Here is a 24,322-nt window from a genome sequence, read left to right as displayed (position 1 = left end):
CCAGGAGTGTTTCATGACCCGTTCTTTCAAGCTCAGTAAAACCGTGCTGGCCGCTGTCGTGGCCGTGTGCGGCATGACCGCGCATGCCGCTGACAAAGTAACCGTGCAACTCAAATGGCTGCCCCAGGCGCAGTTTGCGGGCTACTACGTGGCGCAGGCCAAGGGCTACTACAAGGCTGAGGGTCTGGACGTCACCATCAAGCCCGGCGGCCCGGATATTGCTCCCGCGCAGGTGATTGCCGGCAATGGCGCAGACGTGATCGTCGACTGGATGCCCTCTGCCCTGGCCTCCCGCGAAGCCGGTGTTCCGCTGGTCAATATTGCCCAAGTGTTCAACCAGTCCGGCCTGATGTTGACCTGCAAAAAGTCCAGTGGTGTGGCGAGTCCGAAAGACCTCAAGGGCAAGACTCTGGGCGTCTGGTACGGCGGCAACGAGTACCCGTTCCTCAACTGGATGAGCAAGCTCGGCTACAAGACCGATTCCGACATCAAGATCCTCAAGCAGGGCTTCAACGTCGACCCGCTGTTGCAAAACCAGGCCGCCTGTATTTCCACCATGATTTACAACGAATACTGGCAAGTGGTGGATGCGGGCGTCAAGGAGAGTGATCTCGTCACCTTTTTCTATGAAAAAGAAGGCGTGGCCACGCTGGAAGATGGTCTGTATGTGATGGAAGCCAAGCTGAAAGACCCCGCCTTTGTGGCACGCATGGGCAAGTTTTTGAAAGCCACTTTCAAGGGCTGGAATGACGCCGTTAAAAATCCCGAGGAAGCGGCTAAAGCGGTGGTCGCCGCCGACACCTCGGGCAGCGCCACCATGAAGGTGCAAAAGCGCCAGATGGAAAACGTTGCCAAGTTGATCACGAATGCGGGCACTGCAAAAATTGGCTACCTGGAACCTGCCGCTTATGAGCGCACGATCAAGGTGCTGCTGGCCGGTGGCAGCTCGCCCGTGATCAAGAAGGATCCGGGTAAAGCCGCCATGTCGCACGTGGTGTGGGAAGCGGCCAGCAAGTAAGTGCTTGAATGGGGTCGCGTCCTTCCGGGTGCGACCCCTTCCCATCTTTTTTCATGAAGAAACTGAAACCCCTCTTCTCCGCCAGTGAACAGCAGGAGTCACAGGACGATGGATCCAAAAGCCAGATCCGCAAGGTGAACGAGACGCGGATTCTGGGTGCCGCAGAAAAAGTGTTTGCCCGTGCCGGTTTTGGCGGCGCCACCATGGCGGCTATCGCAACAGCCAGTGGTTTGCCCAAGGCCAATCTCCACTATTATTTTGGGAGTAAAGACGTGCTGTACCGCGCGGTACTGGCGCGCATTCTGAATGACTGGTTGGTGCCCACGCACGGCATCACTAAAGATGCCAATCCGCGTGCGGCCATTGAGCAGTACATTCGGGCCAAGATGGCCCTGTCCGCCCAGCGCCCCGATGGCTCCAAGGTCTTTGCCAATGAGCTGTTACATGGAGCGCCGGTTGTCCATGGCCTGCTCAGTACCGAGCTGCGCCAGATGGTTCTGGAAAAATCGGCGGTCGTGCAGGGCTGGATTGATGCGGGGCGCATGGCACCCGTGGACAGCATGCACCTGTTCTTCACGATCTGGGCTGCCACGCAAACCTATGCGGATTTTGATGTGCAGGTGTGTGCGGTGCTGGGGCGCAAGGCGCTGATTGCACGCGACCATACCCGGGCCACCGAGCATGTGGTGTCGCTGATTTTGCGGGGCTGCGGCCTGTAGGCGGCAACACGCCGCCTGGGCTACAGATCAGTTCTGGGCGCGCCGCTCGGATCGGCCCAAGGTCCATGTCAGCCCCACCCCCGCAGACGTGCCGTTGGACTGCAGGAACAGCGGGCTGGCCTGGTTGGCTGAGCTGCTGTAATTGTCATAGCGGACAAAACCAAAGACCCGCACATCCGGTGTGACGGCTTTGGAGGCGTTCACCGTTAACCGGGCGGTGATCAGCCCCGCTTGCGCATCGTACGCAGGCCTTGTGGCCGTAGCGTAGGGGGCCGCCACACCGTAGAAGTACTGGTTCAGCTGGCTGTCGCCAAAAACCAGACTTCCACTCACGGAGGCACTCCACCCCGCACCCACGTCGCGGGACTCCAGCACCAGTTCGGGTTCAAACGCGGTGCCCTGCTGGCGCACACCGTTGTTAAATTCCAGCACCGTGCGAATGGGGAGTTCCAGGCGGATCTTGCTGGTGGGCGTCGGGCTGGCCAGCGTCATTTTCAGGCGGGGACCAAACTCGATCAGTGTGCCCAGATCCGGCATGTCTTTGCGTGCCGCAATGTCATTGGAGCTCGCGGGCAGAGACGCCGCAAATCCGACATCGAATTCAAAATCATCCTTGCGTACCAGACGCGCACCCAGACCACCCCGGTCAGCCCGCAGCACCTCACCGCGGTAGACAAAAAACGGCAGAACCAACGAACGGACCGCACGGTCCGCCGACGCGGGATAGGCCGGCGTGGATACCGTGCCGCCCACCACGCCGGCTTCCCATAAAGGCAGGCCACTGTCTTGGGCTTGTGCCGTGAAGGTGGCCGCGCACAAGGCGGCCATGACAACCGGCGCTTTCATCGTACCAACCGCACTGCAGCGATGGCCAGCCAGCCCAGCACAAAGTTGGCCAACACCAGGGTTTGAACCTGTGCGGCTGCCTTGGCCGCCACGGGCCACTCGGCTGCCGCCACGGCGCGTTTGAATTTCCGGAAACCTGCAAAATAGATATGACCAAAAATCAGCATCATGACGATGCCGATGCCCAGCATCAGATTCCATCCCAGCGGTACGCTACCTGATCCGGTGGCGGCCTTGGCCGCACGGAACGCGGTGGTGTACAGGTTGGTACCGGTCGTGAAGAGCGCCACGATGGACACGATCACGATCAGGAAAAACCGCTGCCATACCGCACCCATCAGCCGTGCGCGGGATTGCGGATCCATCACGGCAAGCGCCGCAGGGCGCAGCGCCAGCAGCATGAAGGCCATACCACCCATCCAGAAGATGGCGGCTACAAGGTGAGTGAGTTTGACAACGTCGTACATGGGTGGCCTCGGGGTTGCAAAAATGAATGAAGCGGCGATTGTCGTTGTTAACCAAAAAGTTGGCCGCGCGCTGCGTCAGTAATAGCCACAACACAAGGGTGTGTAATGCGCCGTTGGACCGATACGGCAAAGAACTCCTCCACCAGCTCATCGGTGCGGCCAATCACTTCCACGCCAAACTGGGCGACCGTTTCCGCTTCCATGACGGTCGGCGCCATGAACACGCCGCGCCCTTCACGTCCAAATGCGGTCATGAGCGCGCCATCATCAAATTCGCCAATGATCCGGGGGTGAATCTGGTGCCGGGTTAGCCACCCTTCCAGTTGCTGGCGCACAGACGCCTGCGCGCCTTGAATCAGCATCGGGCTGTCGTTCAGGCAGGCCGGAAAATCGCCCTGCAGTGTCACTCTCAAGGCGGGAGCGCAGAAGAAGCTCATGGCCGTGCGGCCCAAAGAATGATTGAACGCCTTGACGCTGATGCGCCGCGACATGGGCTCATCTGCAATCACCAGATCCAGCCGGTTCAGTGCCAGTTGCGACACCAGATCCGGAAACTTGCCTTCACTGCAAATCAGCCGCACCGGCTCGGTTACGGTTAACGCCGGCTCCAGCAGGCGGTACGCCACTGATTTGGTCACCGAATCTGCCACGCCCACCCGAAAATTCAGCACACGTTGGCCACCGTGGGCCTGGCGGACCGCGGTTTCCAGCTCCGCTCCCAGGGCGAATATCTGGTCCGCATAGCCCAGCGCCAGACGGCCGTCGTCCGTGAGTTCCAGGTTGCGCCCGCTTTTCTGGAACAGTTTGCGCCCCAGCCAGTCTTCCAGCAGCTTGATCTGGCCCGACAGCGTTTGCGGCGTGGTGTGCAGCTGCTCGCCTGCACGCATCACGCCGCCCGCCCGTGCGGTGACCCAGAAGTAGTGCAAATGTTTGAAGTTCATGTGTAATCCTTCGTTTTTTCCGAAGTTAAATTGTAATAAATACGAATTTACGCGAAGGAAAGCAATGCCTATAGTTGGTTCTTCATAAGCACCCACGTGCTTACCTGACAGGAGAGACCACCATGCGACTCAGTACCCGAGGCAGATTTGCCATTACCGCGATGATTGACTTGGCTTCGCGCGAAAGTTCCCACCCCGTGCCGCTGGTGGACCTTGCGTTGCGCCACAGAATTTCCTTGTCCTATCTGGAGCAGATGTTCGCCCGCCTGCGTCAGCGGGGGCTGGTGGAAAGCACCCGTGGCCCGGGCGGCGGTTATGCGCTGGCCAAGAGTGCTGCTGCCATTACCGTGGCCGACATCATCGGCGCGATTGAAGACCCATCCGATGACCGTGGCACGGGCACAGGGACGCAACGCGAAAGCTCGCAAAGTGCCCAGGACATGACACAGGATTTGTGGGACGCACTGCAGTCCACCGTAGTGGCTTACATGAAGACCATCAGCCTGCAGAGCCTGGCGGCCGAGCAACAGGCCAAGGGTTTTCAGGCGGAGGAACGCAAGACCCCCCAAAAGGGCGTATTCCAGAAACCCAAGCAGACGGTGCAGCGGCCCACCGTGCCCAATTCGGTTTTTGCATTGGCACAGGGTTGGCCTGCAGGCACCTGACTCGTCTGCCGCTCAGTCCCACTTCTTATGGATGGCCGCGATAGCGCCATTGCGCGCCAGGCGGGCATGGGCTGCATTGAATCGCTCAATGACACCTGGCATATCGGCCCAATTGCGTGAAAACGAAAGGTACAGCTTGGCGTCAGACAGTTGACCCACGGTTTTCAGCTGTCCGGAAAGATCGTGGCCCTTGTTCCGCATCTGGTGCCGCAAGATGCGCTGATAAACGATTGCGTAGTCAGCACGACCCGCAACCAGCATGCGCAGATTGCTGATATCGGCCACGCCTTCGATCCGCTGAATTTTGTTGTTGTTTTCAAATTCATCCCCATAGCTGTAGCCATGGGTGATCACCACGCGGGTGTCTTCAAGATCCCGCACCTGCACCGAGGCAACCGGTCTGTCGGCCCGGGCCAGAATCAGCAGCGGATCAGAAAAAAGCGGCTTGGCGTGAAACAGGTAATCGCGCAGCATCTGTGCGTCAGGCAGCGTATCAAAGCAGCCTGCCAATCGCCCGGACTTGGTTTCACGCATGCACCGGGCATAGGGAACGGAAACCAGCTTGATGGGGATATTGGCATCGGCAAAAATGGCACGAACAATGTCAACCGCCATGCCCGTGGGCTGTCCATTTTCCGCGCTTGAAAAAGGCGCCCAGTCGTCCTCCGCGCCAATGAGCAGGGGTTGGTTTTGCACCTGCGCGTGCAGCGAAGGTGCAAACCAGATGACCAGACACAGCAGAAGGGTTCGCATGCTGCATTATGGCGAACCGATCCAACCAAAACCCGGAGCCAGACCATGAAAGAAGACCACCTGCCAATACGGTGCAATTGGGCCCAAAGCGACCCGCTCATGCAGGCCTACCACGACGCCGAGTGGGGTGTGCCACAGCACGATTCACGCATGCTGTGGGAGATGCTGATGCTGGAAGGATTTCAGGCCGGCCTGTCCTGGATCACGGTGCTGCGCAAGCGCGAGGCCTTTCGCAAAGCGTTTGCCGGGTTTGATCCGGCGCAGGTGGCCCGTTTCAATGAACAGGACATCGAGCGCCTCATGCTGGACGCCGGCATCATCCGCGCCCGGGCCAAGATTGAGGCCACGATCCGCGGAGCGCAAATCTACCTGGAGATGCAAAAGCAGGGTGAAAGTTTTGACGGTTTCTGCTGGTCCTTCACCCACGGCAAAGTGCTCACAGGAGATGGCCACAGCCGGGTGGTAACCACGCCGCTTTCCGAGCAGATATCCAAAGAGATGAAGCGCCGCGGCTTCAAGTTTGTCGGCCCTACCGTTGTGTATGCCTGGATGCAGGCGGTGGGTATTGTCAACGACCACGCCCACGACTGCTTCAAGCGTTGAGCTTCTGGTTTGCTATCAAATCAGGAGCTGTCTGCGAATATTTGGCGAGGGCTAGAGGCCAGCCCGCTCCAGCATCGCATGCAACAACACATTGCACCCGGCGGTGATGTGTTCCGGCTTGGCATCTTCAATCTCGTTGTGGCTGATGCCGTCTTTGCAGGGGATGAAGATCATGCCGCTGGGTGCCAGCTTGGCCATGTAGACCGCGTCGTGTCCGGCGCCTGACACAGCCGGCATGTTGGAGTAACCCAGCTTCTTCGCGGCGCGCGCCACGGCGTCCACGCAGTCGCTGTGGAAAATTTGCGCGGGGTAGCTCGACACCATTTCAATCTTCACATCCAGGCCGCTGTCTTTGGCCGCCTTGGCGGCAAAGGCTTTCACCTCGTCGGCCATCTGGTCCACCAGCGCGTCGGTGGCGTTGCGCAGGTCGATGCTGAACTTCACCCGGCCCGGAATCACGTTGCGGCTGTTGGGAAACACCTGCACCATGCCCACGGTGCCGCGACCATGCGGCTGGTGGCGCAGGGCTGCCGCCACCGTCTCCTGCATGATGTGCGTGGCCACCTGCAGTGCGTCCTTGCGCAGCGCCATGGGCGTGGGGCCGGCGTGGGCTTCCATGCCGGTCACGGTGCAGTCAAACCAGCGGATACCCAGCACACCGCTCACCACGCCAATGGTCTTGTCGTTGTCTTCCAGCACCGGGCCTTGTTCGATGTGGGTCTCGAAATACGCACCGATCGGGTGGTCGCCCGGCTCCTGCGCACCGATGTAGCCAATGCGTGCCAGCTCGCCTTTCACCGTCTTGCCCTCGGTGTCGGTGGCGGCATAGGCGTGCTCCAGCGTGAAGGCCTTGGCAAATACGCCAGAGCCCATCATCACCGGCACAAAGCGCGAGCCTTCTTCGTTGGTCCAGAAGGCCACTTCGATGGGTGCGTCGGTTTCAATACCCAAATCATTCAGCGTGCGCACCACCTCGATGCCGGCCAGCACGCCGTAGTTGCCGTCGAACTTGCCGCCGGTGGGCTGGGTGTCGATGTGGCTACCAGTCACGATGGGGGGCAGGGCATTGTTGCGCCCGGCGCGGCGCATGAAGCCGTTGCCGATCTTGTCGATGGTGACGCTCATGCCCGCCTCCCTGGCCCAGCCCAGCACCAGGTCGCGGCCCTGCTTGTCGAGGTCGGTCAGCGTCAGGCGGCACACCCCCCCCTTGGGCGTCGCGCCAATTTTGGCCAGCTCCATCAGCGATGCCCAGAGGCGTTCGCCGTTGATGCGGACGTTTTCAATATCGATGGCGGTTGCGGTGGTCATGGTGAACTCCTGAATGCAAATAACTTAACGGGTAACAGCGGTGGGTGCCAGTGTCTCTGCGCGCAATTTGTTGGCCGCAAAGTTGGAGCCAAATGCCGGGCGTTTGAGATAGCGGCCCTTGCCCTGCACCGCGCGCAAATCGCCTTGCACAAATACCAGCTCGCCCTGGCTGATGGTGTGGCTGGGGGTGCCTTTGACCGTGCGGCCCTCGAAGATATTGAAGTCGCCCTTGCTGTGCTGCGTCTTGGCGGAAAAGGTTTTCGTGCCCGCCGGGTCCCACACCACGAGGTCGGCATCGGCGCCTACCGACACACTGCCTTTTTGCGGATAGATGTTGAACAGCTTCGCGGTGTTGGCCGACGTAATGGCAACGAATTCTGAAGGGGTCAAACGCCCGGTGTTGACACCGGCATCCCAGATCACGGCCAGACGTTCTTCCACGCCGCCGCAGCCGTTCGGTATTTTGCTGAAGTCGTCTTTGCCTGCCGCCTTTTGCGCCGCACAAAACGTGCAGTGGTCGGTGGCCGTGGTGTGCAGGTTGCCGCTTTGCAGACCGCGCCACAAAAACTCCTGATTTCCCTTGGGGCGAAACGGCGGGCTCATCACATGCGCGGCAGCCGTCGCAAAGTCGGGGTGGCGGTACACGCTGTCGTCAATCACCAGGTGGCCGGCCAGCACTTCGCCGTACACCCGCTGGCCACGCATGCGGGCGCGGGCGATGGCCTCGGCCGCTTCAATGCAGCTCACATGCACCACGTAGATGGGCACATTGAGCACATCGGCAATGGCGATGGCACGGTTGGCGGCTTCGGCTTCCACCATGGGCGGGCGTGAGAGCGGGTGGCCTTCGGGTCCGGTGATGCCCATGGCCGCCACTTCCTTTTGCAGCAGGAAGACCAGCTCGCCATTTTCAGCGTGCACCGTGGGCATCGCGCCCAGCTCCATGCAGCGCTTGAAGCTGTTCACCAGGGTTTCGTCGTCGCACATGATGGCGTTTTTGTAGGCCATGAAGTGCTTGAAGCTGTTGATGCCCTCGCTTTGCACCAGGGTGCCCATGTCGCGCTTCACCGTCTCGTCCCACCAGGTGATGGCGACGTGGAAGCTGTAGTCGCTGGCGGATTTTTCGGCCCAGCCGCGCCAGGTCTGGTAGGCCTCCATGATCGACTGCTGCGGGTTGGGAATGACGAAGTCAATGATGGTGGTGTTGCCGCCCGCCAGACCCGCCGCCGTGCCGGTGTAGAAGTCGTCCATGGTGGTGGTGCCCATGAACGGCAACTGCATGTGCGTGTGCGGGTCAATGCCGCCGGGCATGACGTACTGGCCGCCCGCATCCACCACGGTGGCGCCTGCGGGGGCGCTCAGCTTGTCACCGACTGCCGTAATCTTGCCATCCTGGGTGATGACGTCGGCCAGAAAAGCGCGGTCGGCGTTGACGACGGTGCCGCCGCGAATCAAGAGAGTGGTCATGTCTGCTCCTAAAATAATAGCTACTTGCGCAATGAAATCGGGGTCCGGAGGCCATTTTGATGCTGAAACGCGGCCTGATCAAGCCCGCATCGGGTTGTTGGTGTGGGTCGTCCAGTTGGCGTATTTATCGCTCACAAGCAGGCCGGTGCGCAAGTCTTTTTCACCCGGCGCCAGATCGCGCAGCGAGATGCACTCGGGCACGGGGCACACCACCACGCACAGGTTACAGCCCACGCATTCGTCTTCTTTGACCTCGAAGTGGCGCTTGCCATCTTTCTGAAACGTGATGGCCTGGTGCGAGGTGTCTTCGCAGGCAATGTGGCAGCGCCCACACTGGATGCAGCTGTCCTGGTTGATGACGGCCTTGCTGATGTGGTTCAGGTTCAGGTACTGCCAGTTGGTAACCGTGGGGAGGGCTTTGCCCACGATCTGGCTCACGCTGGTGAAGCCCATTTCGTCCATGTAGTTGGACAGGCCGTCGCTCATCTCCTGCACGATCTTGAAGCCGTACACCATGGCGGCGGTGCACACCTGCACCGTGCCGGAGCCCAACGCGATGTAGTCCAGTGCATCGCGCCAGTTGCCAATGCCGCCAATGCCACTGATGGGCAGACCGGCGGTGAGCGGATCGCGCGCAATCTCCGCCACCATGTTCAAGGCAATGGGCTTGACGGCGGGGCCGCAGTAGCCCCCGTGCGAGCCCTTGCCGCCGGTGGAGGGGCTCATGGTCAGCGTGGCGGGGTCCACGCCCATGATGGAGTTGATGGTGTTGATGAGCGACACCGCATCGGCCCCGCCCTTTTTGGCCGCACGTGCGGGCAGGCGGATGTCAGAGATGTTGGGCGTCAGCTTCACGATCACCGGCAACTTGCTGTGCTGCTTGCACCACTCGGTCACCATCTGGATGTACTCGGGCACCTGGCCCACCGCCGCGCCCATGCCGCGTTCGCTCATGCCGTGCGGGCAGCCAAAGTTGAGTTCAATGCCGTCGGCCGCCGTGTCGGCCACGCGTTCCAGAATGGCTTTCCAGGCAGGCTCGTTGCACGGCACCATCAGCGACACGATCATGGCGCGATCGGGCCAATCCTTCTTCACCTGGATGATCTCTTTGAGGTTGATTTCCAGATCGCGGTCGGTGATGAGTTCAATGTTGTTGAAGCCCATCAAGCGGCGGTCGGGGGTGAGCAGCGCGCCATAACGTGGGCCATTCACGTTGACGACGGGTGGACCGGCTTCACCCAGCGTTTTCCAGACCACGCCGCCCCAGCCGGCTTCAAACGCACGGTTGACGTTGGTGGCCTTGTCGGTGGGCGGCGCAGACGCCAGCCAGAAAGGGTTGGGGCTTTGTATGCCGGCAAAAGTGGTTTGCAGATTGGCCATGGTGTGCTCCGAATGTCTTAATGTGCACAGAGGTGTGCGTGGATGGCCAGTGCGGATTGCTTGCCGTGCTCGACCGCTTCAACCGTCAGGTCCAGACCCCCGGCGCGGCAGTCGCCACCGGCCCAGACACCCGGGAGGTTGGTTTGCCCTTGTGCGTCGGTGGCAATGCGTCCCCCCTCCAGCGCCAGACCGGCGTGCGCCAGCACCGGGTTGCCCAGTTGTTGGCCAATCGCTTTGAGCACCATGTCGGCTTCCATCACCTCTGTCTCACCCGTAGGGCTGAGCGTACCGTTGGCGAAGGTCTGGCGGGCAAAGCGCACGGCGTTGGCATGGTTTCCGGTTCCCACAATTTCTACCGGGGCCAGCCAGTAGTGAATCGTCACGCCATGGGTTTGCGCCCACTCCTGCTCGGCCGTGGAGGCGGACAGTCCTTCGGGTCCGCGCCGGTACACCATGTGCACGGTCTCGGCGCCCAGCAGTTTCGATTGCACGGCCGCGTCCACGGCCGTCATGCCACCCCCAATTACCACCACGCGCCGCCCGATAGGCAGGGTGGCGCGGTCTTCGGTCTGGCGCAGGGTGGCGATAAAGTCCACGGCGTCCTGCACGCCCGCCAGTGCCTCGCCGGGAATGCCCAGTGCCTGCGTGGTGGACAGGCCCATGCCCAGGAAAACCGCGCCGTAGTTTTTGCGCAGGGTTTCCAGTTGTTCGGTGGTTTCCAGTTTCCAGTTGTGGCGCACGGTGATGCCGCCGATGTCCAGCAGCCACTGCACTTCCGCTTGCGCAAAGTTGTCCGGTGTTTTGTAGCTGGCCAAGCCGTATTCATTCAGACCGCCGGCTTTGGGGTTTGCGTCGAACACCTGCACATCATGGCCATGGCGTGCCAGCGTGTAGGCGCAGGCCAGGCCGGCAGGGCCTGCGCCCACCACGGCGATCTTTTTGCCGGTGGCGGCAGCGCGGGTAAAGATCTGCGGCCTGGCGCTTTCCATCAGGGCGTCTACCGCATGGCGCTGCAGCCGGCCGATGGCGACCGGTCGGTCTTCCTGCGTGTTGCGCACGCACACCGCCTCGCACAGGTTCTCGGTGGGGCACACCCGCGCGCACATGCCGCCCAGCGGGTTGGACTCCAAAATGGTGCGGGCCGCACCACGCAGGTTCTCGTCGCCAATGCGTTTGATGAAGCTGGGCACATCAATGCTGGTGGGGCAGGCGATGGCGCAGGGTGCGTCAAAGCAGTAGAGGCAGCGCTCGGCCTCCAATAGGGCTTGCGAATGGGTCAGGCGGGGGGATGCGTCGGCGAAACGCAGGGCATATTCGGCGGCGCTGAGGCGCCCGGGGCGAACGTCCGGTTGGAGAGAGGTGGGCACTGGACTACTCCTGATTGAAAAAATCTGACCGTTTAGTCAACTTCTGGAGTGAATGCTAGCAATACCAGTGCCAGTTTGTAACTAGGGGTTTATCCGAAGAGGTCTACCGCAAGCCCCTTCGTCATCCCGCTGTCACACGCAGCGGATACCGTAAACCCTTTTGGCTTGTGTGTATGCGAGGTGACTTCATGTTTTTGCGTAGCTTGACGACGGTTTTTGCGGCTCTCAGTCTGATTTCTTGCGCGTCAACCCCATCGGGGTCTGCATCGGCGTATTCCTTTGGCCTGTGGGGCGACATGCCCTACAAAAAAGCCGGTGACGACCCCAAGCTGCCCGCCGTCCTGAAAAGCATCAACCAGTCGGACATCGCGTTTTCTCTGTATGACGGCGACATCAAGGACGGCAGCTCCCAATGCACGGATGGCATTTACACCGATGCCCTCACCATGTTTGGCAGCATGGTCAAACCCGTGGTCTACATTCCCGGTGACAACGAATGGACCGATTGCCACCGCCTGAACAACGGCGGCTTCAATGGCCTGGAGCGCCTGGCCCACATCCGCCGCGTGATGTTCCCGACCGAGCGCAGCCTGGGCCAAACCCAGATGCCGCTGGAGCACCAGGGCAAGCTGGGCGAAAAGTATGTGGAAAACACGCGCTTCAGCCACGGCAGCGTGGTGTTTGCGGGCTTCAATGTGCCCGGCAGCAACAACAACGTGATTTTGAATGCGAAGGAGTGCACGAGCAAGAGCGCCCGTGACACCGCCCAGTGCGATGCTTCCAACGCCGAATACCTGGAGCGCGACGCTGCCAACGTGAGCTGGCTGGAGCAGACCTTTGCCGCCGCCAAAAAGGCCGACGCGCGGGGCGTGGTGCTGGTGTTCCAGGCCGACCCCGGCTTTGACTTGCCCGAAACCGAAGAGGTGGATGAGAGCCTGCAGCCCGGCTTCAGTGGCTACCGCAACTTCATTTCCCAGATCATCCGCCAGACTGAGCAGTTTGGCGGGCAGGTGATGCTGGTGCACGGTGACACGCACTTCTTCAAGATGGACAAGCCGCTTTACAGCCCCACCAAGCTGTTGCCCAACCTGACCCGGGTGCAAACCTTTGGCAGCCCGTCGCTGCACTGGGTCAAGGTGACGGTGGACCCTGCATCGGAGGCGCTTTTTCAGGTGCAGCCGGTGATCGTGCGTCAGCCCTGATTTCCGGTTAAAACGGGTCGCCACCACGACCCGTCAGCCGTGGGCGCCGTGCTTAATCGTCAATAATCAAGCCATATAAGCCGTGCCGAATTAATTTGCACGTTACGTGGCGCGCTGGAGGGCAGTTGACCGCAGCGCATGAATGACACCAGCAGCATGAGCGACTTTCAGTTGAACGAAGCCGCTATCGCAGACCAGGTTCGGGCGCAGCGTTTTCGTGTTTTCCGGGACCGTTGGGTCGGAGCAGCACGGTCCTCCCCCCTGGGAATCGCGCTCATTGGGTGGATCATTTATCTTTCGACCGGTTGGCAGCGGGCCGTGGCTTGGGTCGCTTTGATGGTGGTCTTCGAGCTCAGCGTGGTCTGGATTGGTCACCGCCATCGCACAGCCGAGGGCCACGGGGCGCAGGCCCAACCGTGGACCCAGGCCCTGATTTTTTCAACACTTGTCTCCGGGCTGGTTTGGAGCGCATCCGTCTGGTTCGTTTGGTCTGACGCACATTTCCTTCTCTATGTGCTCAATTTGTGTGTGCTGGTGGGGGTTTCAGGCATTGCCATGATGGTGGTGTCACCCGTCGGACGTGCAAACTTCTTTTTTTCACTGGGTCTGCTCCTGCCCCCTTTGGCGCAGATTGCCTGGTCGGAAAACGCGGTGGGTCTTCAAATCATGGGTGGCTGGCTCGTCATGTTCGCCGTGCAGGTGACGTATGCCAGGGATCTGAAGCGGGAAATGGTTCTGCAACTGGATGCCACGGCGCGAAACCAGGCGCTGGTCAGCTTGCTGACAGAGGCCCGGGCCGATCTGCAACAGGCCATGGTCCAGCTCAACCAGCTGGTCACCATAGATCCCCTGACGGGCGCCTACTCACGCCGGTACGTCTTTGAGCTGCTGGACCGTCACGTCGCCAACCTGCGGCGCCACGGCACGCCCGTGTCCATCGTCATGCTGGACCTGGATCATTTCAAGCGGGTGAACGATCAATACGGCCACCCTGTAGGGGATCGGGCCCTGAGCGCCGCGTCCCGTGCGGTCACGGGTGTGTTGCGTGAAGGCGACTTGCTGGCCCGTATTGGCGGCGAGGAGTTCCTGGTGCTGCTGCCCATGACAGACCAGGCCGGCGCCTTGTTGCTGGCCGAGCGATTGCGCCAGACTCTGGCGGACACCCAACTGCAGGAAGGCGGCGCCACCATCAGCCTGCCCGCATCCTTTGGCGTGGCGCAGTTGCGGCCAGAGGAAGACACCGCTGCCTGGTACCAGCGGGTCGACGCCGCCCTTTATCAGGCCAAAGCGCGGGGTCGCAACACCGTGGTCGCTGCGGCGTAGCGTCAGGCGCCCTGGCTCGCCTCCGCCAGCCAGGCTGAGAAGAACAGCATTCCCGGTTGTGCGACCACCCCATCGGGCTGCACCAGGTAGTAGTAGCGTTCGTCGGGCAGCGCCAGCGGGTTGGCCACCACCAGGTCGCCGCGCGCGAGTTCGGCCTCAATCAGTAATCGCGGCACCAGGGCCACGCCCAAGCCGCACGCCGCAGCCGCGGCGGTCATGGAAAACTGCTCAAAACGCGGCCCCGCGAGAGCGGCAGATGCGGCCATGTCATCACCCAGGCCGGCCGCCTCAAACCACAGGCGCCAGGCCTCGGGTCGGGTGCTTTGTTGCAGCAAGGGCATACCGGCCAATGCGGCGGCATCCAGAACGGGCTTGCCCTGCAAAAGCGCAGGTGCGCACACCGGTATGACCACCTCGGGCATCAGGGCCACTGCGCGGGTACCAGCCCAATGGGCAGTCTGCGCGGGGGTGCCCGCATACAGTGCCGCATCAAACTCCGAGTCGGAGAACATGAACGGACGGGTTCGTGTTTCGATGTGTACCACCACATCCGGGTGGCGCGCGCGAAAGGTGGGCAGCCGCGGAATCAGCCAGCGGGCTGCAAAGGTGGGCACGGCCGCCAGGGTAATGGCGCCGCCAGCGCCCTGGCCCGACATGGCATCCAGCGTGTCGCGCTCCAGCGCCTGCAACCGCGGGGCGATTTGCCGCGCGTACTGGCTGCCCGCATCTGTCAGCACCACGCCGTGGCGCGTGCGGCGAAACAGGGGCACGCTCAGGTAGGCCTCCAGCGCGCCAATCTGGCGTGAAATGGCGCTTTGCGTCAGCGACAACTCTTGCGCTGCACGGGTGTAGCTCTGGTGGCGGGCGGCGGCATCAAAGCAGGCCAATGCCTGCAAGGAGGGTATTTTTCTGCGCATGGTGTGCCAAATATACACATTCTGAAATTGACTGTCAGAAAAATAGCTATGGTATTAATAGCTGCTTGCGCATTGGCTATGGGGGCTAATGCCACTTTTTATGGCCAAGAATGCCCTGCTTTCGGAAGTTTACACATGCGTAAATCAAATAACTGGGTGCAAACAAGTCGTTTGTCAAAGCCGTATGCCGGGGGCTACCATAGCGGTCTGGCTGCTTCCCCCCAACGCTCACACCCGGAGACTTTTCATGGCCCACGCAACTTTCAACTGGCAAGACCCCTTTCTGCTCGACAGCCAACTCAGCGACGACGAGCGCATGGTGCGTGACGCCAGCGCCGCCTACTGCCAGGACAAGCTGCAACCCCGCGTGGTCAAGGCCTTTCGCGAAGGCACGACCGACGTGGCCATCTTCCGCGAAATGGGTGAACTGGGCTTGCTCGGCCCCACCATCCCCGAAGCCTACGGCGGCCCCGGCCTCAACTACGTGGCCTACGGCCTGATTGCCCGCGAGGTGGAGCGCGTCGACAGCGGCTACCGCTCGATGATGAGCGTGCAAAGCTCGCTGGTGATGGTGCCGATCTTTGAATTTGGCACCGAAGCCCAGCGCCAAAAATACCTGCCCAAGCTGGCCACCGGCGAGTGGATTGGCTGCTTTGGCCTGACCGAGCCCGACCACGGCTCCGACCCCGGTTCCATGGCCACCCGCGCCCACAAGGTGGCAGGCGGCTACAAGCTGTCAGGCGCCAAGATGTGGATCTCCAACAGCCCCATGGCCGACGTGTTTGTGGTCTGGGCCAAAGAGGTGAGCGAGGGCGGTCAGGTCGGCCCGATTCGCGGCTTTGTGCTGGAAAAAGGCATGAAGGGCCTCTCTGCCCCCGAGATCCACGGCAAGGTCGGTCTGCGCGCCTCCGTTACCGGCGAAATCGTGATGGACGGCGTGTTCTGCCCTGAAGAAAACGCCTTCCCCGAAGTGCGCGGCCTCAAGGGCCCGTTCACCTGCCTCAACAGCGCCCGCTATGGCATTGCCTGGGGAGCATTGGGTGCTGCCGAAGACTGCTGGCTGCGCGCCCGCCAGTACACCATGGACCGCAAACAGTTCGGCCGCCCGCTCGCGGCCAACCAGTTGATCCAGAAAAAGCTGGCCGACATGCAAACCGAGATCGCACTCGGCCTGCAAGGCTGCCTGCGTTTGGGCCGCATGAAGGACGAGGGCACCGATTCGGTCGAAATCACTTCCATCCTCAAGCGCAACTCCTGCGGCAAGTCCCTCGACATTGCCCGCCTGGCGCGCGACATGATGGGTGGCAACGGTATCTCGGACGAGTTTGGCGTGGCGCGGCATTTGGTGAACCTGGAAGTGGTGAACACCTATGAAGGCACGCACGACATCCATGCGCTGATTCTCGGCCGTGCACAGACCGGGATTGCGGCGTTTGCGAATTAAGGCAAGGCAAGACTAGTTAAATCAAATGGGCTTTGGTGCTGCGTAAAAAAGTGCGTCGCTATTCGCCATGGGGGTTCAGGCCGGGGGCCCGATTTCTGGGCCTTTGACAGGTTGAGGAACCCCGGCCTGAACCCCCGTGGCAGGCACAAACAGCAGATCGAAAGAAGGAACCCCATGACCGAAAAACAAGCCGCCCTGCCCCACATCAAAGTGCTAGACCTGTCGCGCGTTCTGGCCGGCCCCTGGTGCACCCAGATGCTGGCCGACCTGGGTGCAGACGTCATCAAGGTCGAGCGCCCCGGCGCGGGCGACGACACCCGCCACTGGGGCCCGCCCTTCATCAAGGACGCCCACGGCAACGACACCAACCAGGCCACCTACTTCACCGCCTGCAACCGCAACAAACGCTCCATCACCATCGACATGGCCCAGCCCGAAGGCCAGGCACTGATTCGCCAGATGGCGCTGGAGAGCGATGTGCTGGTGGAGAACTTCAAGGTCGGGGGTCTTGCCAACTACGGGCTGGACTACGCGAGCCTCCAGGCGCTCAACCCGCGCCTCATTTACTGCTCGGTCACCGGCTTCGGGCAAGACGGCCCCTATGCCGAGCGTGCGGGCTACGACCTGATGATCCAGGCCATGACCGGCATGATGAGCATCACCGGCCGCCCCGACAACGTGCCCGGCGGCGGCCCGCTGCGCGTGGGCGTTGCGCTGACGGATTTGTTTACCGGCGTCTACGCCTGCAGCGCCATCCTTGCGGCGCTTGAAGTGCGCCACCGCACCGGTGTAGGCCAGCAGATTGACATGGCCTTGCTGGACGTGGGCATGGCCACGCTGGCCAACCAGGCGGGTGGGTTTCTGAATTCGGGGAAGGTGCCGCAACGCCAGGGCAACAGCCACCCCAGCCTGGCGCCCTACCAGGACTTTCCCACCCAAGACGGCTCCATGCTGCTGGCCATTGGCAATGACGGCCAGTTCGCGCGTTTTTGCGCGGCGGTGGACCGCCCAGAGTGGGCGGCCGATGCGCGCTATGCGAGCAACACCTTGCGCGTCACACACCGCGAGATTCTGATTCCGGCCATGGAGGCCATCACCCGCACCCGCACCACCGCCCAGTGGGTGGCGCTGCTGGAAGACAAGGCCGTGCCGTGTGGCCCCATCAACGATATCGGTCAGGCGTTTGACGATGCCCAGGTCCTGGCCCGTGGTTTGAAGCTCAATCAGCCTCTAGCCCCCGCCGTTGTTGCGCAAACAGCTATTGAAAGCATAGCAACTGTTGCCAGCCCGCTGCGTTTGATGGACACGCCGCCGGTGCTGCGCCGCGCGCCGCCCATGCTGGGTGAGCACACCGAAGAGGTATTGCTGGGGCTAGGCCTGTCGGCCGAGCGCATTGCCACACTGCGCGAAGGCGGGGTGCTTTAGCCCCTGAAGCCGAGAAATGACCGCCCATCATTCGGGTTAATACGCAGAGCAAGTCGCTTATCATGCTTTTCCAAGCCTGACAGGCCGACTACCCTGCGCCAGACACCTGCTCTGCCGCGCAGCAACCGAGAGCACGGTGGCATGAAGAAAAGCAGTATTCCCATTCGGCTCTTTGTCGAAATTCTCGCCATCGTGGCGTTGGCCGAGGTGCTGGTCATGCTGCTGCTGCCCGCGCTGGCCCCTGGAGCCAGAGGCCTGACAAGTGGGTTGATTGACGTCGTGATGCTGATCCTGCTGGCTGGGCCCCTGGTCTACTGGCGCTGCATGGCGATCTCCCGCGTGGTGATTTCCGGGAAAAATGCCACGCCGGACAATGCGCGCAACCCACGCAAGTCGCCTGTTCTTTTGACTGCGATAGCCCAAGCGGTGGGCTTGGTGCTGACCGCGGGTGGCGTGGTATGGCAGCAGAGCGAAGTTCAGACACTCGGCAAGACCCGGTTTGAGCAGGGCGCCGAACGCATCGAGACCGAGGTGAAACGCCGATTTACGCAACCCTTGTACGGTCTGCGGGGTGCCGCCGGTGTCTATGCCGCCAGCAAATCCGTGGAACGCGGCGAGTTTCGGGCCTACGTGGATTCCAGGGACCTCCCCTCCGAATTCCCCGGCATTCGGGGGTTCGGGTTTATCCAACGGGTGCAGCGTTCCGAGCTGGAACAATTTGTAGCCGCAGAGCGTGCGGACGATGCCCCCTACTTCAGCGTGCGCACCAGTGGCAATGCGCCAGACCTGTTTGTCATCAAATTCCTCGAACCGCTGGCTGACAACGTAGCCGCATGGGGTTTTGATGTGGGCCAGGAGCCGGTGCGCCGCGAGGGTGCCGAGCGCGCGGTTGCCACCGGGAAGCCCGCTCTGACCGGGAGCATCACCCTGGTTCAGGACGGCAAAAAGGCCCTAGGCTTTCTCTACTATCTTCCAATCTACCGGCCCGGGACCGATCCCGCCACGCCAGCCCAGCGGGCCGCTGCACTGGCGGGGTTGCTGTACGCGCCCATCGCCACGGCCGAGTTGATGAAGGGCGTGGACGGGGTCGCCGACGGCACCATTGATATCGAGCTGTTCCAGGGCGATACCACTCAGGCCAGCAACCTGCTTTTTGATTCCGACAACCATCTGGCCGGCGCCACAGGCACGCTGACACCTGAGCAGTTTGCCGGCCAGCGGCATCAGACAACCCGCAACTTCACTGCGGGCGGTACGAATCTGGCACTGCGGCTGGGTACCACCCCGGCATTTGATGCGGCGACCGACTACTCCGGTGTCACCTTCATGGGTATCGGCGGCGTGTTGGCCAGTTTTCTGATGGCACTGGCGGTGTGGCTGCTGGCTTCGGGCCGTGTGCGTGCGCAAAATTTGGCGCAGCGCATGACCGCCGAGCTGGACACCATGGCCCGCGTGGTGCAAACCACTTCCAACGCAGTGGTCATCACCGATGCCCAACTGAAAATCACCTGGGTCAACGACGGATTTACCCGCATCAGCGGCTACACCCTGGAAGAGGCGCGCGGCCACTCACCGGGCGACTTGCTGGGCAGCGGCAAGACCGACCCGGCCGCCATCGAAACCCTGATCCGTTCGGCCGAGGCGGGTGTGGCGTGCCGGGTGGAGGTGATCAACCGCGCCAAAGACGGACACGAATACTGGCAGGACACTGAAGTGCAGCCCACGCACGATGTAGCGGGCACCCTGGTGGGCTTCATGGAAGTGGGTTCGGATGTTTCAGACCAGAAACGCAGCCAGCTGAAGCTTGAAGCGGCCCTGCGGGACACGCACGCGCTGCTGCAAACGCTGCACCAGCATGCCATCGTGTCGATGACGGATCGTGCAGGAAGGATCACTGAAGTGAACGACGCGTTCTGCCGCATCAGCGGGTACAGCCGCGAGGAGCTTGTGGGTGCCAACCACCGTCTGGTCAACTCGGGTGTTCAACCCCCTGAATTCTGGGTGGAAATGTGGCAAACCATTGCCAGCGGTGCATCGTGGCACGGCGAAATCTGCAACCGGGCCAAAGATGGATCGCTCTATTGGGTCGACAGCATGCTGGCGCCCTTTGTGGGCGCCGATGGCCGAATAGAAAAATACATCTCCATACCCACCGACATCACGGCGCGCAAAAAGGCCGAAGAGGCCTTGCGCAGCAGCACCGACTTGCTGGAGTATTCGCAGTCCATCGCCAAACTGGGTGGCTGGGAGCTGGATCTCGCTACCAAAAAGCTCTTCTGGACCGCCGAGACCTACCGCATCCACGAGACCACGCCTGAGGAATTCAACCCCACAGTGGACGCGGGCGTGGACTACTTTCTACCGGAGTCACGGCGCATTCTCAACGCTGCTCTGCAGGCCGCCGTGGAGCACGGCGTGGGTTATGACCTGGAGCTGGAAACCCTGACCACCAAGGGCCGCAGGATCGACGTACGCACTACCTGCACCGTGTCCATGCAAGATGGCAAGCCCTCCAAGCTCACCGGCATCTTTCAGGACATCACTGAGCGACGCGCACTGGACGCGCAGCTGCGCCGCAGCAACGAGTTGATGGCCAACGTGCTGGAGAACCTGCCGTGCGGCCTGAGTGTCTTTGATGGCAACTTGATGCTGGTGGCACAAAATTCGCAGTTCCGAAGCTTGCTCAATCTCCCGGATCGCTTGTTTACCGGGGCGCAGACAACGTTCGAGCAGATCATTCGCTACAACGCAGAAAGCGGCGAATACGGCAGCGGGCCTGTTGACGAACTGGTCGCAACGATTGTCGAGCGCGCGCGCCATCCCGCTCCCCATATGTTCGAGCGGGACCGGCCCAATGGCATGCCTCTGGAGATTCGGGGGGGCCCCCTGCCAGGTGGCGGATTCATTACCACCTATGTGGACATCAGCGAGCGCCGCCGCAGTGAAGGCAAGCTGCGCGACGCCCTCGCCAGCGCCGAGCAGTCCAGCGAGGAAGCACGCCGCTCCCAGGATGTGTTGCGCTCGTCCATTGAAGCCCTGGACGACGCCTTTGTGCTGTATGACGCCGATGACCGGTTGCTCATGTGCAACCAGCGCTACCGGGACTTTTATCCGGCCAGCGCAGACATGTTGGTGCCCGGCAATACCTTTGAAGACATCATCCGCTTCGGTGTCGAACACGCGCAGTATTCCGCAGCCGAAAACCGGGGGGAGGCCTGGATTCAGGAGCGACTGGCCCTGCACCGGCAGGGGATTTCGCGGATGCAGCAGGAGCTCAAGGACGGCAGGATTCTGCGGGTCGTAGAGCGCCGTACGCAAGAGGGCCTTACCGTAGGTTTTCGGGTCGATATCACCGAACTGGTTCAGGCAACCCGGACGGCCGAAGAAGCCTCGCGTTCCAAGAGCCAGTTTCTGGCCAACATGAGCCACGAAATTCGCACGCCCATGAACGCCATTCTGGGCATGCTCAAGCTGTTGCAAAACACCGAGCTCACCGCCCGCCAGCTTGACTACACCCTCAAGACCGAAGGCGCTGCGCGCTCGCTGCTAGGCTTGCTCAACGACATTCTGGATTTCTCGAAAGTGGAAGCCGGCAAGATGACGCTGGACCCCCGGCCGTTCCGGGTTGATAAGCTGCTGCGGGACCTGTCGGTCATCCTGTCGTCCAACGCAGGCAACAAGTCCATTGAAGTGCTGTTTGACGTGGACCCGGCGATGCCGCGCAGTCTGCTGGGTGATGACATGCGCCTGCAGCAGGTGCTGATCAACCTGGGTGGCAATGCCATCAAGTTCACCAGCGAAGGTGAAGTGATCGTGCGCTTCAAGGTGCTGGAACGTACGGATGACGACGTGCTGCTGGAGATCTCGGTGCGCGATAGTGGCATCGGCATTGCACCCGAAAATCAGGGGCACATTTTCAGTGGTTTTTCGCAGGCTGAGGCCTCCACCACGCGGCGTTTTGGCGGCACCGGGCTGGGGCTGGCTATCTCCAGCCGTCTGGTGACTCTGCTGGGTGGCGAGCTCAGACTCGACAGCGTGCTGGGCCATGGCAGCACATTCCATTTCCAGCTGCGCCTTGCACTGGCCGAGATGCCGGCCGAGCCATCGCACGGCTTGCGCCTGCAGCAAACCCATGCACTGCGCACGCTGATCGTGGATGACAACGCGGTCGCCCGCGACCTGATGACCAGCATGGTGCAGTCGCTGGGCTGGCAGGCCGACGTGGTGGCCAGCGGTGCCGAGGCGGTTGAGCGGGTGCAAGCCAGTGCGGCCACGGGTCGGCCCTACCAGGCGATCTTCATGGACTGGCAAATGCCCGGCATGGATGGCTGGCAGGCCAGCCAGCAAATCCGTGACTTGGCAACGACCTCCGGCACGCCGCCATTGGTGATGATGGTCACGGCGCACGGGCGCGAGATGATGGCCGAGCGCACTGCGCAGGAGCAGGCCACGCTCAACGGTTATTTGGTCAAGCCGGTAACGGCTTCCATGCTGCTGGACTCGGTGATGGATGCCCGCGCCGCCGCGGTTCTGGCGGCATCTGGCAAAAGCCCTGCTGCACGGGTGGCGACTGCGAAGCCCCGTCGCTTGCAGGGCTTGCGCGTGCTGGTCGTGGAAGACAACAAGATCAACCAGATGGTGGCCAAAGGCTTGCTGTCGGAAGAGGGTGCCCAGGTGACCCTGGCCGACAACGGGCAGCTGGGGGTGGACGCGGTATCCGGCACACAGCCCGGCTTCGATGCGGTGCTGATGGATATCCAGATGCCGGTGATGGACGGCTACACGGCCACGCGCGCAATTCGGGAAGAATTGGGGCTGACCGAGTTGCCCATCATCGCCATGACCGCCAACGCCATGGCGTCGGACCGTGATGCCTGTCTGGCCGCCGGCATGAATGATCACGTGGGCAAGCCTTTCGAACTGGATCATCTGGTCGCTACCTTGCTTCGGTTCAGCCGCCGGGCTGCAATGTCCGTTGCGCTGATGGCGCCTGCGGTGGCCCAACCCGAGCCGCAGCCTGGCGAGCTGGACGTGCCCGGTGCGCTGCAGCGGGTCGGTGGCGACACCACCCTTTACGCGAACATTCTGCATGCCTTTGTCACGGAGATGGCCAGCGTGCCCGGACAGTTGCAGGGTTTGCTGGCCGCAAATGACGTGGAGCAGGTCGCGCGCGTGCTGCACACCCTCAAGGGCTTGTCCGCCACGGTTGGCGCTCGCCATCTGTCTGCGGTTGCAGCAAAGCTGGAGCAACGCGCCAAGGAAGGCGTGGCGGCGCACGACCATGCGGCCCTGATGCAGGAAGTCAACGCAGCAGTCGACGCAACGGCGCAAAGCTTGCAGCCCGTGTTGCAGCGGTATGGCCCGGTGCAGACCGTCGCAACGGAGAAACCCGGCGCCGCAACGGCGCTTGACCGCGCGCAACTGGCGTTGGACCTGGAGGCGCTGATCGCCTTGCTGCAGGCCTCTGATATGGTGGCCCTCGACGCCCACGCGCGCCTGAGGCAATTTCACGCCGCATCGATAGGGCTGGTGATGGATCCGCTGAATGCGGCCATGGCCGCGCTGGATTTTGAGACCGCATTGGCACACTGCAAAACACTTCTTTTGGAAACCGCAACATGACATTGAACAGACGACATTTCACGACCAGCGTGCTGGCTTTGGCAACCCTGGCATGTGCGGGGTCCGGTTACGCGCAGGAAAACGGGGTCTACCGTTTCTCGCCCGTCAACCAGTACGGTATTGAACTGACCGCCAGTTACTGGAACCCGATCATCGACTACGTGTCGTCCAAAAGCGGCATCAAGCTCCAACTCAAGATTGGGCGGACTTCGGCGGACACCACAGCCTATGTGCTTGCCAATGAAGTGGAGTTTGTGTTCTCCAATCATCTGTTCAGCCCGGATCGCGATAGCCTGGGCTGGAAAGTGTTTGGTCGCCGCCAGACGCCGCCATTGCACAGCCAGATCGTGGTGCTGGCGGACTCACCCATCCAGAAACTGGAGCAACTGGCCAACGAGCCCATGGCCTTTGCGGGTCCCGAGGCCTTGGTGGCGTACAAGTTTCCCTACGCCCACCTGGTCAACCGGAAGATTCCGGTGCAGGTGGTGTTTGCCGGCAATATGGATGGCGCATTTGCCCAACTGGCCAGCGGCAGGGTCAAAGCGGTAGGCGCCAACTCGCAACTGACAGAGGGCTGGACCAAACGCGAAAATAGATCAGTGCGGGTACTGTGGGAGTCCGAGCCACTGCACGACCTGGCCCTCATGGCCTCCAAAAAGGTGCCGGACAAGGATTTGCAGGCGGTGAGCCGTGCGTTCCTGGAGATGGCCCGGGACCCGCAGGGCCAAAACATTCTGGCCCGCGCATCGGCCCTCGTCCGCTTGCCTTCCACCACCGCATTCGCAGCGTCCAACGGTTCCGAGTACAGCGCCTATCGCAATTTCTACCAGACTGCGCCAGCGAATCTGCGCTAAG

General features: G+C 61.6%; 19 protein-coding genes. 10 read left to right on the top strand and 9 right to left on the bottom strand.

Annotation, left to right across the window (positions count from 1 at the left end; genetic code table 11):
• Positions 1-13 precede the first annotated feature (13 nt).
• Positions 14-1,018 carry an ABC transporter substrate-binding protein gene (locus AC097W_RS07590; RefSeq protein WP_479601880.1) on the top strand — a complete coding sequence of 335 codons (1,005 nt, stop codon included), beginning with the start codon at positions 14-16 and terminating at the stop codon, positions 1,016-1,018.
• 53 nt (positions 1,019-1,071) lie between these two features.
• Positions 1,072-1,737, top strand: a complete 666-nt coding sequence (locus AC097W_RS07585; RefSeq protein ID WP_479601879.1) for a TetR family transcriptional regulator C-terminal domain-containing protein — start codon at positions 1,072-1,074, stop codon at positions 1,735-1,737.
• Between the two features lie 27 nt (positions 1,738-1,764).
• Here AC097W_RS07585 and AC097W_RS07580 read toward each other — a convergent pair whose 3' ends face one another.
• From AC097W_RS07580 to nhaR, 3 genes are read right to left on the bottom strand one after another with little or no spacing between them, the layout of a single operon-like run.
• Entirely contained in the window at positions 1,765-2,583 is an 819-nt protein-coding gene (locus tag AC097W_RS07580) for a MipA/OmpV family protein (RefSeq protein WP_479601878.1), read from the bottom strand.
• On the bottom strand, positions 2,580-3,050 hold the full coding sequence (locus AC097W_RS07575) for a hypothetical protein (protein ID WP_479601877.1): 471 nt from the start codon (positions 3,048-3,050) through the stop codon (positions 2,580-2,582). The genes AC097W_RS07580 and AC097W_RS07575 overlap by 4 nt, the downstream gene beginning before the upstream one ends.
• A 47-nt stretch (positions 3,051-3,097) precedes the next feature.
• A complete protein-coding gene (gene nhaR, locus AC097W_RS07570; RefSeq protein WP_479601876.1) occupies positions 3,098-3,991 on the bottom strand; it encodes a transcriptional activator NhaR in 894 nt (297 codons plus the stop codon).
• 122 nt (positions 3,992-4,113) lie between these two features.
• Between nhaR and AC097W_RS07565 the strand changes: the two genes are divergently transcribed.
• A complete protein-coding gene (locus AC097W_RS07565) occupies positions 4,114-4,656 on the top strand; it encodes an Rrf2 family transcriptional regulator (protein ID WP_479601875.1) in 543 nt (180 codons plus the stop codon).
• A 12-nt stretch (positions 4,657-4,668) separates the two neighbouring features.
• Here AC097W_RS07565 and AC097W_RS07560 read toward each other — a convergent pair whose 3' ends face one another.
• The gene (locus tag AC097W_RS07560) at positions 4,669-5,409 is read right to left on the bottom strand and encodes a substrate-binding periplasmic protein (RefSeq protein WP_479601874.1); all 741 of its coding nucleotides are present in this window, start codon (positions 5,407-5,409) and stop codon (positions 4,669-4,671) included.
• A gap of 45 nt (positions 5,410-5,454) precedes the next feature.
• Between AC097W_RS07560 and AC097W_RS07555 the strand changes: the two genes are divergently transcribed.
• Positions 5,455-6,012, top strand: a complete 558-nt coding sequence (locus AC097W_RS07555; RefSeq protein ID WP_479601873.1) for a DNA-3-methyladenine glycosylase I — start codon at positions 5,455-5,457, stop codon at positions 6,010-6,012.
• Positions 6,013-6,063: 51 nt separating this feature from the next.
• Here the strand turns inward: AC097W_RS07555 and AC097W_RS07550 are convergent, their stop codons facing one another.
• From AC097W_RS07550 to AC097W_RS07535, 4 genes are all read right to left on the bottom strand, one after another.
• On the bottom strand, positions 6,064-7,320 hold the full coding sequence (locus tag AC097W_RS07550) for a Zn-dependent hydrolase (RefSeq protein WP_479601872.1): 1,257 nt from the start codon (positions 7,318-7,320) through the stop codon (positions 6,064-6,066).
• Positions 7,321-7,344: 24 nt separating this feature from the next.
• The gene (gene hydA / locus AC097W_RS07545) at positions 7,345-8,787 is read right to left on the bottom strand and encodes a dihydropyrimidinase (RefSeq protein ID WP_479601871.1); all 1,443 of its coding nucleotides are present in this window, start codon (positions 8,785-8,787) and stop codon (positions 7,345-7,347) included.
• Positions 8,788-8,865: 78 nt separating this feature from the next.
• On the bottom strand, positions 8,866-10,167 hold the full coding sequence (gene preA, locus AC097W_RS07540) for an NAD-dependent dihydropyrimidine dehydrogenase subunit PreA (protein ID WP_479601870.1): 1,302 nt from the start codon (positions 10,165-10,167) through the stop codon (positions 8,866-8,868).
• A gap of 17 nt (positions 10,168-10,184) precedes the next feature.
• Positions 10,185-11,534 carry an NAD(P)-dependent oxidoreductase gene (locus AC097W_RS07535; RefSeq protein WP_479601869.1) on the bottom strand — a complete coding sequence of 450 codons (1,350 nt, stop codon included), beginning with the start codon at positions 11,532-11,534 and terminating at the stop codon, positions 10,185-10,187.
• 188 nt (positions 11,535-11,722) lie between these two features.
• Between AC097W_RS07535 and AC097W_RS07530 the strand changes: the two genes are divergently transcribed.
• Complete coding sequence (locus AC097W_RS07530) at positions 11,723-12,736, top strand: hypothetical protein (protein WP_479601868.1); 1,014 nt, start codon at positions 11,723-11,725, stop codon at positions 12,734-12,736.
• A gap of 138 nt (positions 12,737-12,874) precedes the next feature.
• A complete protein-coding gene (locus AC097W_RS07525) occupies positions 12,875-14,059 on the top strand; it encodes a GGDEF domain-containing protein (RefSeq protein ID WP_479601867.1) in 1,185 nt (394 codons plus the stop codon).
• A 2-nt stretch (positions 14,060-14,061) separates the two neighbouring features.
• On the opposite strand, the gene AC097W_RS07520 is transcribed toward AC097W_RS07525, so the two are convergent.
• Complete coding sequence (locus AC097W_RS07520; protein WP_479601866.1) at positions 14,062-14,976, bottom strand: LysR substrate-binding domain-containing protein; 915 nt, start codon at positions 14,974-14,976, stop codon at positions 14,062-14,064.
• A 247-nt stretch (positions 14,977-15,223) separates the two neighbouring features.
• Between AC097W_RS07520 and AC097W_RS07515 the strand changes: the two genes are divergently transcribed.
• From AC097W_RS07515 to AC097W_RS07500, 4 genes are all read left to right on the top strand, one after another.
• Positions 15,224-16,420 carry an acyl-CoA dehydrogenase gene (locus AC097W_RS07515; RefSeq protein WP_479601865.1) on the top strand — a complete coding sequence of 399 codons (1,197 nt, stop codon included), beginning with the start codon at positions 15,224-15,226 and terminating at the stop codon, positions 16,418-16,420.
• Between the two features lie 174 nt (positions 16,421-16,594).
• Positions 16,595-17,845 carry a CaiB/BaiF CoA transferase family protein gene (locus AC097W_RS07510; RefSeq protein WP_479601864.1) on the top strand — a complete coding sequence of 417 codons (1,251 nt, stop codon included), beginning with the start codon at positions 16,595-16,597 and terminating at the stop codon, positions 17,843-17,845.
• A gap of 141 nt (positions 17,846-17,986) precedes the next feature.
• A complete protein-coding gene (locus tag AC097W_RS07505; protein ID WP_479601863.1) occupies positions 17,987-23,467 on the top strand; it encodes a CHASE domain-containing hybrid sensor histidine kinase/response regulator in 5,481 nt (1,826 codons plus the stop codon).
• Positions 23,464-24,321 (top strand): phosphate/phosphite/phosphonate ABC transporter substrate-binding protein, encoded by an 858-nt coding sequence (locus tag AC097W_RS07500; RefSeq protein ID WP_479601862.1) that lies wholly within the window; start codon positions 23,464-23,466, stop codon positions 24,319-24,321. The genes AC097W_RS07505 and AC097W_RS07500 overlap by 4 nt, the downstream gene beginning before the upstream one ends.
• The last annotated feature ends 1 nt before the right edge of the window (position 24,322 follow it).

The sequence above is a fragment of the Rhodoferax sp. GT1R46 genome (assembly GCF_056521285.1).
Note: the sequence above shows the minus strand (reverse complement) of the source record. Positions and strands in the feature narration are given on the sequence as shown.

What these genes read in the sequence shown, in the direction of transcription:
- AC097W_RS07590 (WP_479601880.1), top strand. Translation starts at nt 14, where the DNA reads ATGACCCGTTCTTTCAAGCTCAGTAAAACCGTGCTGGCCGCTGTCGTG.
- AC097W_RS07585 (WP_479601879.1), top strand. Translation starts at nt 1,072, where the DNA reads ATGAAGAAACTGAAACCCCTCTTCTCCGCCAGTGAACAGCAGGAGTCA.
- AC097W_RS07580 (WP_479601878.1), bottom strand. Translation starts at nt 2,583, where the DNA reads ATGAAAGCGCCGGTTGTCATGGCCGCCTTGTGCGCGGCCACCTTCACG.
- AC097W_RS07575 (WP_479601877.1), bottom strand. Translation starts at nt 3,050, where the DNA reads ATGTACGACGTTGTCAAACTCACTCACCTTGTAGCCGCCATCTTCTGG.
- nhaR (WP_479601876.1), bottom strand. Translation starts at nt 3,991, where the DNA reads ATGAACTTCAAACATTTGCACTACTTCTGGGTCACCGCACGGGCGGGC.
- AC097W_RS07565 (WP_479601875.1), top strand. Translation starts at nt 4,114, where the DNA reads ATGCGACTCAGTACCCGAGGCAGATTTGCCATTACCGCGATGATTGAC.
- AC097W_RS07560 (WP_479601874.1), bottom strand. Translation starts at nt 5,409, where the DNA reads ATGCGAACCCTTCTGCTGTGTCTGGTCATCTGGTTTGCACCTTCGCTG.
- AC097W_RS07555 (WP_479601873.1), top strand. Translation starts at nt 5,455, where the DNA reads ATGAAAGAAGACCACCTGCCAATACGGTGCAATTGGGCCCAAAGCGAC.
- AC097W_RS07550 (WP_479601872.1), bottom strand. Translation starts at nt 7,320, where the DNA reads ATGACCACCGCAACCGCCATCGATATTGAAAACGTCCGCATCAACGGC.
- hydA (WP_479601871.1), bottom strand. Translation starts at nt 8,787, where the DNA reads ATGACCACTCTCTTGATTCGCGGCGGCACCGTCGTCAACGCCGACCGC.
- preA (WP_479601870.1), bottom strand. Translation starts at nt 10,167, where the DNA reads ATGGCCAATCTGCAAACCACTTTTGCCGGCATACAAAGCCCCAACCCT.
- AC097W_RS07530 (WP_479601868.1), top strand. Translation starts at nt 11,723, where the DNA reads ATGTTTTTGCGTAGCTTGACGACGGTTTTTGCGGCTCTCAGTCTGATT.
- AC097W_RS07525 (WP_479601867.1), top strand. Translation starts at nt 12,875, where the DNA reads ATGAATGACACCAGCAGCATGAGCGACTTTCAGTTGAACGAAGCCGCT.
- AC097W_RS07520 (WP_479601866.1), bottom strand. Translation starts at nt 14,976, where the DNA reads ATGCGCAGAAAAATACCCTCCTTGCAGGCATTGGCCTGCTTTGATGCC.
- AC097W_RS07515 (WP_479601865.1), top strand. Translation starts at nt 15,224, where the DNA reads ATGGCCCACGCAACTTTCAACTGGCAAGACCCCTTTCTGCTCGACAGC.
- AC097W_RS07510 (WP_479601864.1), top strand. Translation starts at nt 16,595, where the DNA reads ATGACCGAAAAACAAGCCGCCCTGCCCCACATCAAAGTGCTAGACCTG.
- AC097W_RS07505 (WP_479601863.1), top strand. Translation starts at nt 17,987, where the DNA reads ATGAAGAAAAGCAGTATTCCCATTCGGCTCTTTGTCGAAATTCTCGCC.
- AC097W_RS07500 (WP_479601862.1), top strand. Translation starts at nt 23,464, where the DNA reads ATGACATTGAACAGACGACATTTCACGACCAGCGTGCTGGCTTTGGCA.